Annotated in this window: 17 protein-coding genes; 9 read left to right on the forward strand and 8 right to left on the reverse strand. The window is 68.7% G+C overall.

From position 1 onward, the window contains the following. Window position 1: 1 nt before the first annotated feature. From purU to NV348_RS12755, 6 genes are all read right to left on the reverse strand, one after another. The gene (purU, locus tag NV348_RS12730; protein WP_447147111.1) at window positions 2-892 is read right to left on the reverse strand and encodes a formyltetrahydrofolate deformylase; all 891 of its coding nucleotides are present in this window, start codon (window positions 890-892) and stop codon (window positions 2-4) included. A gap of 20 nt (window positions 893-912) precedes the next feature. Further along, window positions 913-1,965, reverse strand: coding sequence for an alpha/beta fold hydrolase (locus NV348_RS12735; protein ID WP_447147112.1), 1,053 nt, complete (start codon window positions 1,963-1,965; stop codon window positions 913-915). A gap of 90 nt (window positions 1,966-2,055) precedes the next feature. Continuing rightward, a complete protein-coding gene (locus NV348_RS12740; RefSeq protein WP_447151016.1) occupies window positions 2,056-2,349 on the reverse strand; it encodes a DUF2516 family protein in 294 nt (97 codons plus the stop codon). A 73-nt stretch (window positions 2,350-2,422) separates the two neighbouring features. Further along, complete coding sequence (locus NV348_RS12745; RefSeq protein WP_447147113.1) at window positions 2,423-3,076, reverse strand: heparin-binding hemagglutinin; 654 nt, start codon at window positions 3,074-3,076, stop codon at window positions 2,423-2,425. Next, a complete protein-coding gene (locus NV348_RS12750) occupies window positions 3,076-3,522 on the reverse strand; it encodes a helix-turn-helix domain-containing protein (protein WP_071932013.1) in 447 nt (148 codons plus the stop codon). Before NV348_RS12750 ends, NV348_RS12745 begins: the two co-directional genes overlap by 1 nt. A gap of 94 nt (window positions 3,523-3,616) precedes the next feature. After that, window positions 3,617-4,870 carry a DUF445 domain-containing protein gene (locus tag NV348_RS12755; RefSeq protein WP_447151017.1) on the reverse strand — a complete coding sequence of 418 codons (1,254 nt, stop codon included), beginning with the start codon at window positions 4,868-4,870 and terminating at the stop codon, window positions 3,617-3,619. Between the two features lie 290 nt (window positions 4,871-5,160). Between NV348_RS12755 and NV348_RS12760 the strand changes: the two genes are divergently transcribed. Further along, window positions 5,161-5,901 carry a TetR/AcrR family transcriptional regulator gene (locus NV348_RS12760; RefSeq protein ID WP_447151018.1) on the forward strand — a complete coding sequence of 247 codons (741 nt, stop codon included), beginning with the start codon at window positions 5,161-5,163 and terminating at the stop codon, window positions 5,899-5,901. Between the two features lie 87 nt (window positions 5,902-5,988). Here NV348_RS12760 and NV348_RS12765 read toward each other — a convergent pair whose 3' ends face one another. Next, window positions 5,989-6,237 (reverse strand): hypothetical protein, encoded by a 249-nt coding sequence (locus NV348_RS12765; protein WP_447147114.1) that lies wholly within the window; start codon window positions 6,235-6,237, stop codon window positions 5,989-5,991. On the opposite strand from NV348_RS12765, the gene NV348_RS12770 reads away from it, so the two are divergent. The 7 genes from NV348_RS12770 (at window position 6,209) to NV348_RS12800 (ending at window position 13,184) form a co-directional block, all read left to right on the forward strand. Beyond that, window positions 6,209-7,480, forward strand: coding sequence for an AarF/UbiB family protein (locus tag NV348_RS12770; RefSeq protein ID WP_447147115.1), 1,272 nt, complete (start codon window positions 6,209-6,211; stop codon window positions 7,478-7,480). The genes NV348_RS12765 and NV348_RS12770 overlap by 29 nt on opposite strands. Continuing rightward, a complete protein-coding gene (locus NV348_RS12775) occupies window positions 7,477-8,736 on the forward strand; it encodes a saccharopine dehydrogenase family protein (RefSeq protein WP_447147116.1) in 1,260 nt (419 codons plus the stop codon). The genes NV348_RS12770 and NV348_RS12775 overlap by 4 nt, the downstream gene beginning before the upstream one ends. Further along, window positions 8,733-9,365, forward strand: coding sequence for a class I SAM-dependent methyltransferase (locus NV348_RS12780; protein WP_447147117.1), 633 nt, complete (start codon window positions 8,733-8,735; stop codon window positions 9,363-9,365). Before NV348_RS12775 ends, NV348_RS12780 begins: the two co-directional genes overlap by 4 nt. A gap of 105 nt (window positions 9,366-9,470) precedes the next feature. Beyond that, window positions 9,471-10,928 carry an alanine/glycine:cation symporter family protein gene (locus NV348_RS12785; RefSeq protein ID WP_447147118.1) on the forward strand — a complete coding sequence of 486 codons (1,458 nt, stop codon included), beginning with the start codon at window positions 9,471-9,473 and terminating at the stop codon, window positions 10,926-10,928. Between the two features lie 15 nt (window positions 10,929-10,943). Next, entirely contained in the window at window positions 10,944-11,789 is an 846-nt protein-coding gene (locus NV348_RS12790; RefSeq protein ID WP_447147119.1) for a polyphosphate kinase 2 family protein, read from the forward strand. Window positions 11,790-11,862: 73 nt separating this feature from the next. Then, window positions 11,863-12,621, forward strand: coding sequence for a DsbA family protein (locus NV348_RS12795; RefSeq protein ID WP_447147120.1), 759 nt, complete (start codon window positions 11,863-11,865; stop codon window positions 12,619-12,621). Beyond that, a complete protein-coding gene (locus tag NV348_RS12800) occupies window positions 12,618-13,184 on the forward strand; it encodes a vitamin K epoxide reductase family protein (RefSeq protein ID WP_447147121.1) in 567 nt (188 codons plus the stop codon). The genes NV348_RS12795 and NV348_RS12800 overlap by 4 nt, the downstream gene beginning before the upstream one ends. Here NV348_RS12800 and NV348_RS12805 read toward each other — a convergent pair. Continuing rightward, a complete protein-coding gene (locus NV348_RS12805) occupies window positions 13,181-14,266 on the reverse strand; it encodes a S1C family serine protease (protein ID WP_447147122.1) in 1,086 nt (361 codons plus the stop codon). The genes NV348_RS12800 and NV348_RS12805 overlap by 4 nt on opposite strands. A 116-nt stretch (window positions 14,267-14,382) precedes the next feature. Here NV348_RS12805 and NV348_RS12810 point away from each other — a divergent pair, with 116 nt between their 5' ends. After that, entirely contained in the window at window positions 14,383-15,435 is a 1,053-nt protein-coding gene (locus NV348_RS12810; RefSeq protein ID WP_447147123.1) for an NAD(P)-dependent alcohol dehydrogenase, read from the forward strand. Window positions 15,436-15,463: the final 28 nt, after the last annotated feature.

Consider the following 15,463-nt stretch of genomic DNA (forward strand, 5'->3'; position numbering starts at 1 on the left):
GTTACTCGAAGACGACCGTGCGGCGGCCGTGCACGAGCACCCGGCCCTCCAGGTGCCAGCGCAAGCCACGGGCCAGCACGACCCGCTCGATGTCGCGGCCCTGCCGCACCATGTCGCGCACGTCGTCGGCGTGGTCGACCCGGATGACGTCTTGCTCCAGGATCGGCCCCGCGTCCAGCTCGGCGGTGACGTAGTGGCAGGTCGCGCCGATCAGCTTCACGCCGCGGGCGTAGGCCTGGTGGTACGGGCGCGCGCCGACGAACGACGGCAGGAAGCTGTGGTGGATGTTGATCGCCCGGCCCGCCCAGTGCGCGCACAGTTCAGCGGGCAGCACCTGCATGAAGCGGGCGAGGACGACGGCGTGCGGATCGTGGGCGTCGACGAGATCGCGGACCTGTTCGAAGGCCGGGCCGCGCTCGGCCGGGTCCTTCGGGAACGGCACGTAGTGGAACTTCACGCCGTGCGCCTCGGTCATCCCGGCCAGGTCGGGGTGGTTGCCGATGACGGCCTCGATGGTGGCGGGCAGCTCGCCCGCGGCCGCGCGTCCGAGCAGGTCGTGCAGGCAGTGCCCGTCCTTGCTGACCAGCAGCACCGCCCGCCGCGGCGCCCCGGAGTCGTGCAGCTGCCAGTCGGTCTCGGGCCCGAACTCGGCGGCCACCTCGGCGAAGCGGGCACGCAGTTCGTCGATACCGAACGGCACCGTCGCGGCCTTGACCGCCTGCCGGGTGAAGAACCAGCCGGTGTCACCGTCGGAGTGGTAGCCGGCCTCCACGATCGAGCCGCCGAAATCGGCGATGAACGAGGAGATCCGGGCGATGATGCCCGGCCGGTCCGGGCAGCCCAGGGTCAGCACGAACCGGCGGTCATCCGAGGTCACAGGGGCAGAACTCATCCCCCCATCCTCGCAGGCCCTCAGCTCACCGCGTACACAGGCTCACGGGCGGCGGCCATGACCTCGGCCAGTTCGGCGTTGAACAGGTCGTGGCGTTCGACGTTGCCCAGATGGCCGGTCGGCAGCACCTTGTGCCGGGCGAGGTTGCCCGCGCGGCGCAGCAGCTCGGCGAGGCGCTCGGCGTGCAGCGGCGGGGTGAGGTCGTCGCGGTCACCGGCCAGCACGGTGGTGGGCACCGCGAGCTTGGCGGCGTTGTCGCCCAGGTGGAGTTCGGTGAGGACCAGGCCCCAGCGCGAGCGCGTCATCGCCGGACAACCACGGACGACCGAGAGCGCGTAGTCGAGGGTCTGGCGCGGGGTGTCCAGCGTCATCACCTGGCGGGCGAAGATCCAGCGCACCGGCTTGATCGGCGGGAACAGCACGGGGGTGCCGAGGATGACCTTGCCCAGCCACTCCGGAGTCGGCAGGTGCCTGCCGCCCAGGATCCGCAGCGGCCGGTTCAGGCCGGGGACCATGGTCGACACCTCGACGAGCGAGTGCGCGCCGGTGTTGGTGAGGACCACCGCGGCGGCCTGGTCGGCGACGCGCCCGGCATAGCGGCCCGCCCAGGAGATGAGCGTCATGCCGCCCATGCTGTGGCCGACGAGCACGGCCCGCTGGCCGGGCAGCAGCACGGAGTCGAGGACGTCGGCCAGGTCGTCGGCGAGCAGGGTCTGGCTCGGCTTGGCGTAGCCGTTGGTGCTCTCACCGTGGCCGCGCTGGTCGTAGGCGACCACGCGGTACTCGCCGGCGAAGGCATTGATCTGGGCGTTCCAGTATTCGATGGAACAGGTCCAGCCGTGTACCAGCACCATGACCGGCGCGTCGACGGGCCCGTAGGCGTGCACCCGCAGGCGGGCGCCGTCGGCGGTGACCACGGGGATCACGTCGGCGGGCACGGTCGGCGGATCGAACGCCGCGATCCCGTGGGTTCGCGTCCGCAGATCGGCCCGGTGGGCCGCCAGGGTGGTCTTGACCACGAGGGACGCGGATTCGACCAGGTTCAGCAGAGCCGTCGGCAGCTTTGCACGCATCGGCACACTCCTTTGTGTTACTGCCAGATACAGTAACACCGCGTACCACTGAACCGCGAGAGATCCGCGCCGGTAATCCGGCGGGTGTCGTTACCAGCGCGGACCGCGCTGCACCTCGTCGACCTTGGGGCGCACATCCGCGAGGTAGACGCCCGTCGCGATGATCGCGATGAACGAGGTCAGCATGCCGAAGCCGGCGATGCCGAGCAGCAGGAAGACCAGCGCACCGGCCAGAATCGCCAGCCAGATCGGCTTGGTCATCTTGTCGACCGCCGTGAAGGCGTCCGCGCGCTGCCGCACGGCGTGGATGAGCGCGAACACCGTCGCGCCGAAGGCCGCCACCCACAGGGCCAGCATGATCAGCGACGTCAGACCGTTCACCATGTTCACACCCCCATCATACGAACAGCGGCCCCGCCCACCAGTGGTGTGCGGGGCCGCTGCGCGCGGTGCGGTATCAGGCCTTCTTGGGGGCGGCCTTCTTCGCGGGAGCCTTCTTGGCCGGCGCCTTCTTGGCGGCGGGCGCCTTGGCGACCGGAGCCTCGGCGGGCTCCTCGGTGGTCACGGCGACAACCTCGGCGTCGACGACGGCCGCGGCCTCGGCGGCGACGGTCTCGGCCTCGGCCTTGGTGCGGCCCAGCAGGTCGGTGACCTTGGCGAGGGCATCCTCGGCGCGGGCGGAGGCATCCTTGTACAGGCTCTCCACGCGACCGATCTGCTCGTCGACGGCCTGGTTGGCGCGCAGCCGGTCGACGGTCTCCTCACCGCGGACGGCGAGGTCGGCGTAGATGTCGAGCGCCTGGCGGTAGTACTGCTCGGCCAGCTTGCGCAGCTCTTCCGGGGTGAACTTCTCGCGCAGCTCGGCGAGGTCCTCGGGCAGCTCCGCCGGCAGGCCGGCGATGCGCTCGCGCAGGGTGTCGAACTGGGCCTGCACGTCGGCGGGCACGTTGGCGATGCGCTCACGGGCCTCGTCGACACGGGCCTGGACGTCGGTGGCACCGACCCGACCGCGGACGTCGGCGACGACATCGTTCACGGCGGTGTAGAGGGCGTCACCGGCACCGACGGTGGCGAACAGCGGCTTGGTCACGGTAGCGGTCTTCTCGGTCATCAGTCTTCGTTCTCCTGGCGTGGCGGAGTGTCAGTTGTCGTGAACGAAACGTCGCTGTCCCGTTCGATCCCCCCTGAGCCGGTTTCTTCCCCGTTTTCCCGGCGAAACGACTCATAGATTTCCAGCAACACCTGTTTCTGCCGCTCGGTCACCGAAGTGTCCGCGAGCAGGGCGTCCCTGACCGGGCTGTGCGGACGCTGCTCGAGATATCCGGCCCGCACATACAACACCTCCGAGGACACCCGCAGCGCCTTGGCGATCTGCGCGAGTACTTCGGCGGAGGGATTACGCAATCCGCGTTCGATCTGGCTCAGGTACGGATTGCTCACCCCCGCCAGCGCGGCGAGTTGACGTAAGGACACCTGCGCGGCTTCGCGCTGGGACCTGATGAACCCTCCGATGTCTTGTGCCGCGTGCGCTACACGTCCCTCGGGCTGGTCTGCCATCACTCACCTTCTGGCGGTTGTACGGTCAATACTAAATCAGAGTGCTAGCTATTGCAAGCACTTCTGTTAGCACGGGTTCGGCTAACGGTTCGGCTCAGTGGAACAACAACTGCGAGATCGTGTAGATGGCCAGCCCCGCCAGTGCGCCGACGACCGTGCCGTTGATCCTGATGAACTGCAGATCCCGGCCGACCTGCAGTTCGATCTTGCGGCTCGCCTCGTCGGCGTCCCAGCGCGCGACGGTGTCGGTCACCAGGGTCGTGATCTCGGCCGAGTAGTTACCGACCAGATAGCGGGCGCCGCGGTCGATCCAGCCGTCCACCTTGCCGCGCATGGCCGGGTCGTCGCGCAAGCGTTCTCCGAGCTGCTGCACATTCTCGGCCACCTTGCGGCGCAACGTGGAATCGGGGTCTTCGGCCGACTCCAGAATCAGCCGCTTGGCCGCGCGCCACGTCGCCTCGGCCATTCCGGTGATCTGCTCGCGGCCCATGATCTCGGCCTTGACCTTCTCCGCCTTCGCGATCATCGCGTCGTCATGCTGCAGATCGTCGGCGAAATCCTGGAGAAAGCGATCGGCGGCCTTGCGCAGTTCGTGATCGGGATTCGAGCGCACCTTCCAGGTGAATTCGACCAGTTCCCGGTAGATCCGCTCGGACAGCAACGTGTTGACGAACTTCGGCGCCCACTGCGGCGCGTCCCGCAGCACGATGCGGTCGATCGTCTCCTGCGAACCCAGCGCCCACTGATGCGCGCGCTCGGCCAGCAGATCGATCAGCGGCAGCTGACGATTGTCGGCGATCAACTCCGAGAGCACCCGGCCGATCGGCGGACCCCACAGCGGTTCGGCGATCCGCTTGACGATGGTGTTGTCGATGATCTGCTCGACGTCCTCGTCGCGCAGCACGCCGACGACCGCGGTCAGGATCGTCGCGCTCTCCTGCGCCACCCGCGCCGCGTGGCCCGGATCGGCCATCCAGCGCCCGACCCGCAGCGAGATCTGCGCCGAGTCCAGCCGGGCCGACACCACGTCCGGTGCGAGGAAGTTGGTGCCGACGAAGGCGCCCAGGCTCGACCCGAGCTGGTCCTTCTTCTTGCGGATGATCGCGGTGTGCGGGATCGGCAGCCCCAACGGGTGCTTGAACAGCGCGGTCACCGCGAACCAGTCGGCCAGCGCGCCGACCATGCCGGCTTCGGAGGCGGCCCGCACGTAGCCGACCCACTCACCGCCGGAGCCGCGGGATTCGAGCCAGCGGCAGAACAGGTACACCGCGCTGGCCACCAGCAGGAACCCGGTGGCCAGCGCTTTCATCTTGAAGAGGTCACGTTTCTTGCCCGCCTCGTCGGTCATGACCGCGAAACCCGCTGGTTGCGCGGCGGGCTCGGTGCGCGGCGCGAGAACCGCCGTGTTGCCGGGAGCTTTCTCCATAGCCCCCATTCTGCTGTGCGCGCCGCGCACGCGCCGCCGCGAACCCGTGTGGCGCCCCGCACGACACCGGAAAACCGCCCGGTTCGTCTTACGCGCGGGTAAGCACCGGGATGTGGTAAATGCCGCAACGTCGACCAAACGAGCGCCACCCCACACCGGCACGCCTAAGCTGTAGAACCATCAGACGCCATATCGATCACAAGGGGGCTGTTCTGTCCACCGAAGACCTTGTCGAGATCGGCGAGCAGACGGGCCGCGCCGCCACCGTGCGCGGCGGCGGTCCTGTCGACGGCCGCAAACGGCGGTGGCGACAGCACAAGATCGACCGGCGCGAAGAGCTGGTCGACGGCACGCTCAACGCCATCCGCGCGCGCGGCAGCCAGGCAGGCATGGACGAGATCGCCACCGAGATCGGCGTGTCCAAGACCGTGCTGTACCGCTACTTCGCCGACAAGAACGACCTGGTGCACGCCACCATGCAGCGGTTCATCGAGACCACGCTGATGCCCCGCGTGTACGGCGCGATCAACCTCGACGCCGACGAGTACCAGCTGGTGCGCGCCGCGATGACCGAATACGTCGGCACCGTCGACGACGACCCCGAGGTCTACCGGTTCATCATGAGCAACTCCGCGGGCGACAAGTCCTCGCTGGCGGAGTTCGAACGGCTCTTCGCCGAGGTGGTCACGGCCGTGCTCGTCGACCGGGCCGGCGCCAAGGGCGTGCGTACCGACGGCGCGATGCTGTGGTCGTATGTGCTGGTCGGCGGCATCCAGCTGGCCACGCACTGGTGGACGACCACCGAGAAGGCGATGCCGCGCCAGGACGTCATCGACTACCTGACGATGATGGCGTGGTCGGCGATCGAGGGTGTCGCCAAGGCGGGCGGGTCGCCCGAATACTTCACCTCGCAGGACCACCAGCTGCCCGAGATCCCCGTTCAGCCCTCCTGACCGGGCGATCCTCGCGATCGCCGGAGCCGGGCTCGACATCGCGGCTCGGTTCGTTACGCTGAACCGAGCGGGGCGCTGTGGCTTGCGTCACCGCGGGTTGTCGTGCGGCGTCAGGACGCCGGCGGCCGCCCTGCGCGTCGGCACCAACGGAGGTACCTCGATGGCGAAAAACGTGCCGACATCCCGGCTTGCCCGCGGGACGAAGCTGGGGGCGGTAGCGGCGAGCTCGGTGATCCGCTCGAAGAAGACCAGACTGTCCATGCGCGGGCGGTCCGAGGCCGTGCGCGCCAGGATGGCCGAGGAGTCGATGATCCGCACCACCGAGCAGGTGGTCATGGTGCTGGGCACCATGAAGGGCGTGGCCATGAAGCTCGGCCAGATGATGTCGGTGCTCGATCTGGATCTGGTGCCGCCGGACCATCGCGACCGGTTCCAGCAGCGGCTGGCCGTGCTGCGCAATGCCGCCCCGACCGTGTCGTTCGAGGCGATGCGCGCGGTCGTCGAGGAGGACTTCGGCCGTCCGCTGACCGAGGTGTTCGCCGAATTCGATCCCGAGCCGATCGCGGCCGCCTCGATCGGCCAGGTGTACCGGGCCACCCTGCCCGACGGCCGGGCCGTCGCGGTGAAGGTCCAGTACCCCGGCGTCGACATCGCGGTGCGCGCCGACCTGAAGAACCTGACCATGTTCCGCCGGGTGCTGGCCTCGGCGATGCCGTGGATCACCCCGGCGGTGCTCGACGAGCTGAAGCTGAACATGGAGGCCGAACTCGACTACGTGGCCGAGGCCGTCACCCAGTCCGAGATCGCGCACCTGTATCGCGACCACCCGTTCATCGTGGTGCCCGACGCGGTCCGGGAGCTCTCGACCACCCGAGTGCTGGTCAGCGAGTTCATCGAGGGCACCGGCTTCGACGAGATCCGGAATCTGCCCGCCGCCGAGCGTGATCGGGTCGGCGAGATCATCTACCGCTTCTACGTCGGCTCACTGTTCACCTTCAACGAGTTCTGCGGCGACCCGCATCCGGGCAACGTGCTGCTGGCCCGCGACGGCCGGGTGGCCTTCCTCGACTTCGGCCTGTTCAACCGCATGGACCCCAAGCTCGTGCACTTCGAGATCCGCTGCCTGCGCGCGGCCGCCGAGGACCGCGCCGAAGACCTGCGGCAGTTGATGATCGAGCGCGGCGTGATCGATTCACCGGAGGAGATCGGTGCCGAGGAGTGTCTCGAGTACGTACTCGCCGCCTCCGAATGGTGCCTGGTCGACGAGGAACTGACCATCACCCCCGAACTCGCCAGCGGCGCGTTCCTGCTCGCGGTCGACCCGCGGGCCAGCGAGTTCACCGGTATGAAGCAGCAGAACCTGCCGCCGGAGCACCTGTTCTCCCGCCGGGCCGACTTCCTCACCTTCGGTATGCTCGGCCAGCTCGACAGCACCAACAACTGGCATCTGATCGCCCGGGAATGGCTCTACGACGAGCCCCCGGTCACCGAACTCGGTCTGGCCCACCGTGATTGGCTTGCCACCCACCCGCCGAAACCGACGAAGAAGCCGCGCGCCCGCAAGGCGAGCACTCGATGAAAGGCGCCCCCGTGCCGCAGCACCGCGAGTTCGACCTGATCCTGTTCGGAGCGACTGGTTTCGTCGGCAAGCTCACCGCCGAATACCTGCTCACCGCCGCCCCGGCCGACGCGCGGATCGCGCTGGCGGGCCGCTCGGCCGACAAGCTCGCCGCCGTGCGCGCCGAACTCGGCCCCGCCGCGGCGAAGTGGGAGCTGGTCGTCGCCGATTCGACCGACCCGGCCTCGCTCGCCGCGATGGCCGAGCGGACCAAGGTCGTGGTCACCACGGTCGGTCCGTACCTGCGCTACGGGATGCCGCTGCTCGGCGCGTGCGCCGCGGCCGGCACCCACTACGCCGATCTCACCGGCGAGCCGCTGTTCATCCACGACGCCATCGAGCAGTTCGAGCGGGTCGCGGTCGATTCCGGCGCCAAGATCGTGAATTCCTGTGGCTACGACTCGATTCCGTCGGATCTGAGCGTCTACGAGCTCTACCGGGCCACCGTCGTCGACGACACCGGCGAGCTGGAGGACACCACCCTGGTCGCCTACCTCAAGGGTGGCATGAGCGGCGGCACCATCGATTCCGGCCGCGCCATGATGGAGGACATCGCCGCCGATTCCGGCCGCGGCAAGATCCTGGCGCACCCGTACTCGCTGAGCCCCGATCGCTCGATGGAGCCCGATGTCGGCCGGCAGTCCGATCAGGCGCTGGCCCGCGCCGACAGCATCGACCCGAGCCTGCACGGCTGGGTCACCACGTTCATCATGGCCTCGCACAACACCAAGGTCGTGCGCCGCACCAACGGCCTGCTCGGCTGGGCCTACGGCAAGCAGTTCCGCTACCGCGAGGTGATGAACGCGGGCAACTCGGCGGCGGCGCCGCTGGTGGCGGCGGGTATCGCGGGCGGCATCGTGGCGGGCATGGCCTCGGGCGCGGTGCTCTCCCGTGTCTCGTTCGGCCGCAAGCTGCTCGACCGGATCCTGCCCAAGCCGGGCACCGGTCCCAGCGAAAAGGCGCGCCGCAGTGGCTGGTTCACCATGAAGACCTTCGCCCGCACCAGCTCCGGCGCCAAGTACCAGGCCACCTTCTCCGGCACCGGCGACCCCGGCTACCAGGCCACCGCCGTGCTGCTCGGCCAGAGCGGCCTGAGCCTGGCCTTCGACGAACTCCCGCCGCGCGCAGGCGTTCTCACCCCCGCCTCGGCCATGGGCGAGGCGCTCACCGAGCGGCTGCGCGCCGCGGGCATGACGATCGAGGTCGCGCGGCAGTGAACCTGGCCCGCCGGACCATGAACGCGCCCGCGCTGGCCGCGGTCTACGAGCACGCGTGGCGGCCGACGCTGTTCTATCTCGCCAGCGGCCGTACCACCGGCAGCGATCGGCGCGAGGCCGTCGACACGCTGCGGCTCGGCGGCAACAAGAAGGTGCTCGATCTGGCCTGCGGCCCCGGCAATTTCACCCGGTACCTGAGCGAGTTCCTATCCGGTGACGGCTTCGTCACCGGCCTGGACTACTCCGAGCCGATGCTGGCCAAGGCCGCCGCCGACAACGCCGGGCCCCGGGTCGGCTACGTCCGCGGTGACGCGCGGGTGCTGCCCTTCGCCGACGGAACCTTCGACGCCGTCTGCTGTTTCGGCGCGCTGTATCTGATCCCCGATCCGATCGCGGCCACCCGCGAGATGATCCGGGTGCTGGCGCCGGGCGGCCGGATCGCGATCACCACCAGCTACCGCGAGGACAACCTGTTCGGCCGGGCCAGCACCATGGCCGCGGGTCTGAGCGGGCTGCGGCTGTTCGACCGCGACACCTTCCCGAACCTGTTCGCCGCGGCCGGATTGATCGAAATCGACCAGCGCGTGCACCGTTTCATGCAATACGTCGACGCCACCCGGCCCGCCTGATCGGTCAGGGCGCCGAGGCGCAGCATCACCTTGCAGCGCCCCCGATCAGGCGACATCAGGCACAGCCTGACCGTCCGACAGGTAACCCGGCGGTAGCCTCGCCGCATGGACACGCTCAACTCGGTCGTCGTCGATGTCAACGACGTGTTCTGGAACTGGCTGCTCATCCCGCTGGTGATCGTGGCCGGGGTGTACTTCACCGTGCGCAGCGGCGTCGTGCAGTTGCGGATGCTGCCGGAGATGCTGCGCGTGGTCGCCGAGAAGGGGCGGCCCGCCGCCGACGGCAAGAAGTCGGTGTCGGCGTTCGGCGCGTTCAGCATCTCGGCGGCGGCGCGGGTCGGCACCGGCAATATCGCCGGCGTCGCCACCGCGATCAGTGTCGGCGGGCCGGGCGCGGTGTTCTGGATGTGGGCGATGGCGACCCTCGGCGCGGCCTCGGCCTTCGTCGAATCCACCCTCGCCCAGCTGTACAAGCGGCCCGAGCAGGAACCGGGCACCTTCCGCGGCGGGCCCGCCTACTACATGCAGTACGGGCTGCGGCGGCGCTGGCAGGGCATGATCTTCGCGGTCATCATCACGGTGACCTTCGGTTTCGTGTTCAACGCCGTGCAGTCCAACACCATCGTGGCGACCACCCGCGCCTCGCTGTCGGGCCTGGACGGCGACTGGTTCCCGCTGGCCGTCGGGCTCGTGCTGATCGTCCTGCTCGGCGTGGTGATCTTCGGCGGGGTGCGCCGGATCAGCCACATCACCGAGGTGCTCGTGCCGGTCATGGCGATCGTGTACCTGCTGCTCGGCATCGCGGTGGTGGTGTTGAACATCGACGATCTGCCGCGGGTGATCGCCGATATCGTCGGCGGCGCGTTCGGCCTGCGCGAGGTGGTCGGCGGCGGTGTCGGCGTCGCCATCGCGCAGGGCATCCGGCGCGGCATGTTCTCCAACGAGGCGGGCCTCGGCTCCTCGCCGAACGCGGCCGCCGCCGCCGATGTCTCGCATCCGGTGAAGCAGGGGCTGGTGCAGTCGCTCGGCGTCTACTTCGACACCCTGCTGATCTGCTCGATCACCGCGTTCATCATCTTGACCAGCGATCCCGACCTGTCGGAGCGGCGCAGTGCCGATCTCACCCAGAGCGCGCTGCAGCACAGCCTCGGCACCTGGGCCGGACACGTACTGACCGCGGTGGTGTTCATGCTCGCGTTCAGTTCGATGATCGGCAATTTCTACTACGGCCGGGCCAATATCGAGTTCATCACCGACCGGCCGGAGGTGCTCACCGCCTTCCGGGTGGCGGTGCTGCTGGCCGTCTTCGCCGGCGCGCTCGGCTCGGTGAGCCTGATCTGGAACCTGGCCGACGTGTTCATGGGCGTGATGGCACTGGTCAACCTGGCCGCGATCCTCCCGCTCGGCGTCGTCGCGTTCCGGCTGCTGGCCGACTACCGCGCGCAGCAGGCCGCCGGCGCCGATCCGGTGTATGTGCACCGGCCCGAGATCGCCGACCCGGCCGGAGTCGCCTGCTGGCAGGCAACGATTGCGTCGAGCTTGCCGGTCGATCGCTCGCAGTAGTGGTAGGCATGGGAAATGGCGAAAGACTGGGCCGAACCCGTCACCACCGCGCTGCGCGCCGACAGTCAGCGGATCACCGATCTCGACACCTCGGCGACGCCGGGGTTCACCGGTGACAAGCAGCGCGGCAAAGAGCTGCTGACCGAGCGCGGCATCGTGCTCTCGGACCTGCAGGAGAAGCTGTTCGCGCACGGCCGCACCGGCGGCAAGCACAGTGTGCTGCTGGTGTTGCAGGGCATGGACACCGCGGGCAAGGGCGGCATCGTGCGGCACGTGATCGGCTCGGTCGACCCGCAGGGCGTCGACCACGCGTCCTTCGGGGTGCCGACCGAGGAGGAAAAGCAGCACGATTTCCTCTGGCGCATCAACAAGCGCCTGCCCGCGCACGGCCAGATCGGTGTGTTCGACCGCTCGCACTACGAGGACGTGCTGGTCGTGCGGGTGCACGAGCTGGTGCCGCAGTCGGAATGGGAACAGCGCTACAGCCTGATCAACGCCTTCGAACGGGAAGTGGCCGACACCGGCACCACCATCGTCAAGGTGGCCATGTTCGTCTCCCTCGACGAGCAGAAGCGCAGGCTGCGTGAGCGCCTCGAACGCCCCGACAAGTACTGGAAGTTCAACCCGGCCGACATCACCGAGCGCGGCTACTGGCCCGACTACCAGAAGGCCTACCAGGCCGTTCTGGAACTCACCAACACCGACTACGCGCCGTGGTACGTGCTGCCTGCCGACCACAAGTGGTACTCGCGCCTCGCGGTGACCGAATTGCTGATCGACGCGCTGGCAGGGCTGCAGCTGGACTGGCCGCCCGCCGATTTCGATGTCGCCGAACAGCTGCGCAGGCTCGACGAGTCCTGATCGGATCGTTGAAGAAACTCTCAGGTTCGGCCCGCATGATGTCCCTGGTGGGGAGACCACGAACGAAAGGCGTGTGACAACGGTGAGCACGGGCAAGCAGAATCCGCTGGCGGCGGCCGAAGCAGCCGACAGGAAGCGCAAGATCGCGATCCAGGTCGGAGTCGCCGCCGTCCTGGTGGCACTGGTGGCGGCGATCGGCATCGGTATCGCCGTCAAGAAGTCCGGCTCCGATACCGAGAACACCGGCACGTCCGCGGCCCAGCTGCCCGCGACCGGCGGTTCGGTGACGGAGTCCGGCGCGGTACGCATCGGCAATCCGGACGCCAAGGCGAAGGTCCGCGTCGTCGCCGACCTCCAGTGCCCGGCGTGCGCGCAGTTCGAGGCCGCCAACGGTGAGGCGCTGGCCAAGGCCGCGGCCGACGGCACCGCCGTGATCGAGTACCAGATCATCTCCTTCCTCGACCGCGCGTCCTCGACCCAATACTCCTCGCGCGCGGCCAACGCCTCGTTCTGTGTGGCGAAGGCGGACCCGAGCAAGTACCAGGGCTGGCTGCAGACCATGTTCGCCGAGCAGCCCGCCGAGGGCACCGCCGGGCTGAGCAACGAGCAGCTGATCCAGATCGCGACCGAGGCGGGCTACACCGATCCTGCGGTGGCCACCTGCATCACCGACAAGCCGTACAACGACTACATCACCCAGGTCACCCAGCAGACCCTGAGCAGTGGCGTGAAGTCGACGCCGTCGGTGTTCATCAACGGTGAGCTCAACCAGACCGACGCGATCTTCACCGAGAACGGCCTGGCGCCCGTGATCGCCGACGCGGCCAAGTGATCACCGCCCCCGCCCGCTCGGCGTGGCTGCTGCTGATCGCCGGGCTGGCGGGGTGGCTGGCGTCGTTCACGCTGACCGTCGAGCGATTCAAGCTGTTCGTCGACCCGGATTACGTCACCTCGTGCAGCATCAACTCGGTGCTCTCGTGCGGGTCGATCATGCAGACCGACCAGGCCGCGGTCTTCGGTTTCCCGAACCCGCTCTTCGGCATTGTCGGTTTCTCGGTGGTGGTGACCCTCGGCGTCCTCGCCGTCGTCGGCATCGGCTTCCCGCGCTGGATCTGGGGCGGCCTCTGGCTCGGCACCGTCCTCGGCGTCGCCGCCATCTGCTGGCTCGTCTTCCAGAGCCTCTACCGCATCAACGCCCTGTGCCCGTACTGCATGGTCGTCTGGGCCGTCACCCCCCTCCTGTTCGCGGTCACCACCCAGGAAACCTGGGGCCGCTCCCGCGGCATCATGGCCATCCTCGCCGAATGGCGCTGGACCCTCGTCGTCGTCTTCTACGCCGTAGTCCTGCTCCTCGTCTTCCTGAAGTTCCAGGACTACTGGCTGAGCCTGGTCTAGTTCGGGGTGCCTTCGGCGAGGACTACGTCGATGGTGCGGTTGGTGCCGTCGGGGGCGGTGAGGTCGAGGCGGATTCGGTCGGTGGGTTTGCGGGTGTTGATTGCCGCGCTGAGGGCTCGGGCGGTGGTGATCGGGTCGCCGTCGACGGCGGTGATGATGTCGCCGGTGGTGATGCCCGCGGCGCGGGCGGGCTGGCCGTAGAAGGCCCAGTTGACCTGGGCGCCCGCGGGTTTCGCGTCGACGACCTGGACGCCGAGGGTGGCGGTCGGGCCGATGTGGACGGTCTCGGTCGGGGTGCCGGAGCGGATCTGGGCGACGACCCGCATGGCGGTGTCGATCGGCACCGCGTAGCCGTTGGCCTGCCTCGGCTGCTCGGCGCCCGGGCGCTCACCGGAGGCCGCGGTGATCACGCCGACGACCGCGCCCGAGCTGTCGGCCAGCGCGCCACCGGACTGCCCGCCCACGACGGGCGCGGCGATCTGCACCATTCCGCGCAGCGACTTGCGGGTCAGGTCGGCGGAGTTCATCGCGACGATGCTCGCGTCCAGATCGGTGATCGGCCCGGCGACCGAGGTCGGTTCGCCGCCGTCACCCCCCGCGTCACCGATGGCCAGCACGTCCTGGCGGACCCGCAGCTCGGCCGAGGACCCGAGCCGGGCCGTCGGCAGCCCGGACGCCCCGGCCAGCGACAACAGCGCGATATCGGCGGTCGAGTCGTAGCCGAGCACGGTGGCCTCGTAGACCAGCCCGTTCCCGATATCGGTGACCGAGACCTCCTCGGCCCCTTTGATCACGTGATGGCTGGTCAGGATCTGCCCGTCGGGCGTGAGCACGATCCCCGAGCCGGCGGCGCTGGTCCCGAACAGGGCGGCATCGACGGAGATATTGACCAGCACGGGCTGCACCTGGGCCGCGACCAGCACCGGATCGAGCGGCACCTGTTGCGGCGCCTGCACGACCGCGACGTATTCCTCCGCGTGTGGTTTCCAGGGAAGTACCAGGTCACCGCGGTATCCCAGGAAGGCGCACACGCCGATCAGCGCGACGACCAGCGTCGCCAACACTCGTCCGACAGCGTGCACGCGCCTGTCCTCTCTCGCGAGCCGACACGTCCATTGTGACCCGGATGCGCGGTTGTCCGGTATCGATCCGGCCGCGCCGGTTGGCAAACGACGCATGCGGCGGTAGGCATGTCTTCATGAGCACCGCAGCCGCCTACGCCATCCCCGCCCCCGACGGGTTCTTCGAGAAGGTCACGATCGAGCGCCGTGAACTCGGCCCCGACGACGTCCTGATCGACATCAAGTACGCGGGTATCTGCCACTCCGACATCCACACCGCCCGCGACGAGTGGGGCGGCAGCAAGTACCCGTGCGTGCCCGGCCACGAAATCGCGGGCATCGTCGCGGCCACCGGCTCCGCGGTGCGCAAGTACCAGGTGGGCGACCGGGTCGGCGTGGGCTGCCTGGTGAACTCCTGCGGCAAATGTGTACCGTGCCTGGCCGGCGAGGAGCAGTACTGCGCCAACGGCGCCACCTGGACGTACAACACACCGGTTCCTGAACAGGCCCAGCCCGGCGGCTACACCCTGGGCGGCTACTCCACCCAGATCGTGGTGACCGAGAGCTTTGTCGTCGCCATTCCCGAGGGCATCGGCCTCGATGTCGCCGCGCCGCTGCTGTGCGCGGGCATCACGCTGTACTCGCCGCTGCGGCACTGGAACGCCGGGCCGGGCAAGAAGGTCGCGATCATCGGCATGGGCGGGCTCGGCCACGTCGGGGTGAAGATCGCCGCCGCGCTCGGCGCCGAGGTCACCGTGCTGAGCCAGTCGCTGCGCAAGCGCGACGACGGTCTGCGAATGGGCGCCACGCACTACTACGCCACCAGCGAGAAGGACACGTTCCGCCAGCTGCGCGGGCAGTTCGACCTGATCATCAACACCGTCTCGGCGAACCTGCCGATCGACAACTACCTGCGGCTGCTCGCCCTCGACGGCACCCTGGTCATCCTCGGCCTGCCCGATCAGCCGATGAGCGTCACCGGGCGCAACCTCGCCGGCTACCGGCGCTCGCTGGCCGGTTCGATGATCGGCGGCATCGCCCAGACCCAGGAGATGCTGAACTTCTGCGCGGCGCACGGCATCGGCGCCGAGATCGAGCTGATCTCGGCCGACGAGATCGATTCCGCCTACGACCGGGTGATGGCCAGCGACGTGCAGTACCGCTTCGTGATCGATACCGCCACGATCTGACCTCAGCGCGCCAGCGGGCGCGAACCCC

Source organism: Nocardia fodinahabitans (assembly GCF_052983615.1).

Coding starts and splice junctions, on each gene's coding strand:
- NV348_RS12765 (WP_447147114.1), bottom strand. CDS start 6,237: ATGACCACCTGCTCGGTGGTGCGGATCATCGACTCCTCGGCCATCCTG.
- NV348_RS12810 (WP_447147123.1), top strand. CDS start 14,383: ATGAGCACCGCAGCCGCCTACGCCATCCCCGCCCCCGACGGGTTCTTC.
- NV348_RS12790 (WP_447147119.1), top strand. CDS start 10,944: ATGGCGAAAGACTGGGCCGAACCCGTCACCACCGCGCTGCGCGCCGAC.
- NV348_RS12770 (WP_447147115.1), top strand. CDS start 6,209: ATGATCCGCACCACCGAGCAGGTGGTCATGGTGCTGGGCACCATGAAG.
- purU (WP_447147111.1), bottom strand. CDS start 892: ATGAGTTCTGCCCCTGTGACCTCGGATGACCGCCGGTTCGTGCTGACC.
- NV348_RS12740 (WP_447151016.1), bottom strand. CDS start 2,349: ATGGTGAACGGTCTGACGTCGCTGATCATGCTGGCCCTGTGGGTGGCG.
- NV348_RS12785 (WP_447147118.1), top strand. CDS start 9,471: ATGGACACGCTCAACTCGGTCGTCGTCGATGTCAACGACGTGTTCTGG.
- NV348_RS12750 (WP_071932013.1), bottom strand. CDS start 3,522: ATGGCAGACCAGCCCGAGGGACGTGTAGCGCACGCGGCACAAGACATC.
- NV348_RS12745 (WP_447147113.1), bottom strand. CDS start 3,076: ATGACCGAGAAGACCGCTACCGTGACCAAGCCGCTGTTCGCCACCGTC.
- NV348_RS12775 (WP_447147116.1), top strand. CDS start 7,477: ATGAAAGGCGCCCCCGTGCCGCAGCACCGCGAGTTCGACCTGATCCTG.
- NV348_RS12735 (WP_447147112.1), bottom strand. CDS start 1,965: ATGCGTGCAAAGCTGCCGACGGCTCTGCTGAACCTGGTCGAATCCGCG.
- NV348_RS12755 (WP_447151017.1), bottom strand. CDS start 4,870: ATGACCGACGAGGCGGGCAAGAAACGTGACCTCTTCAAGATGAAAGCG.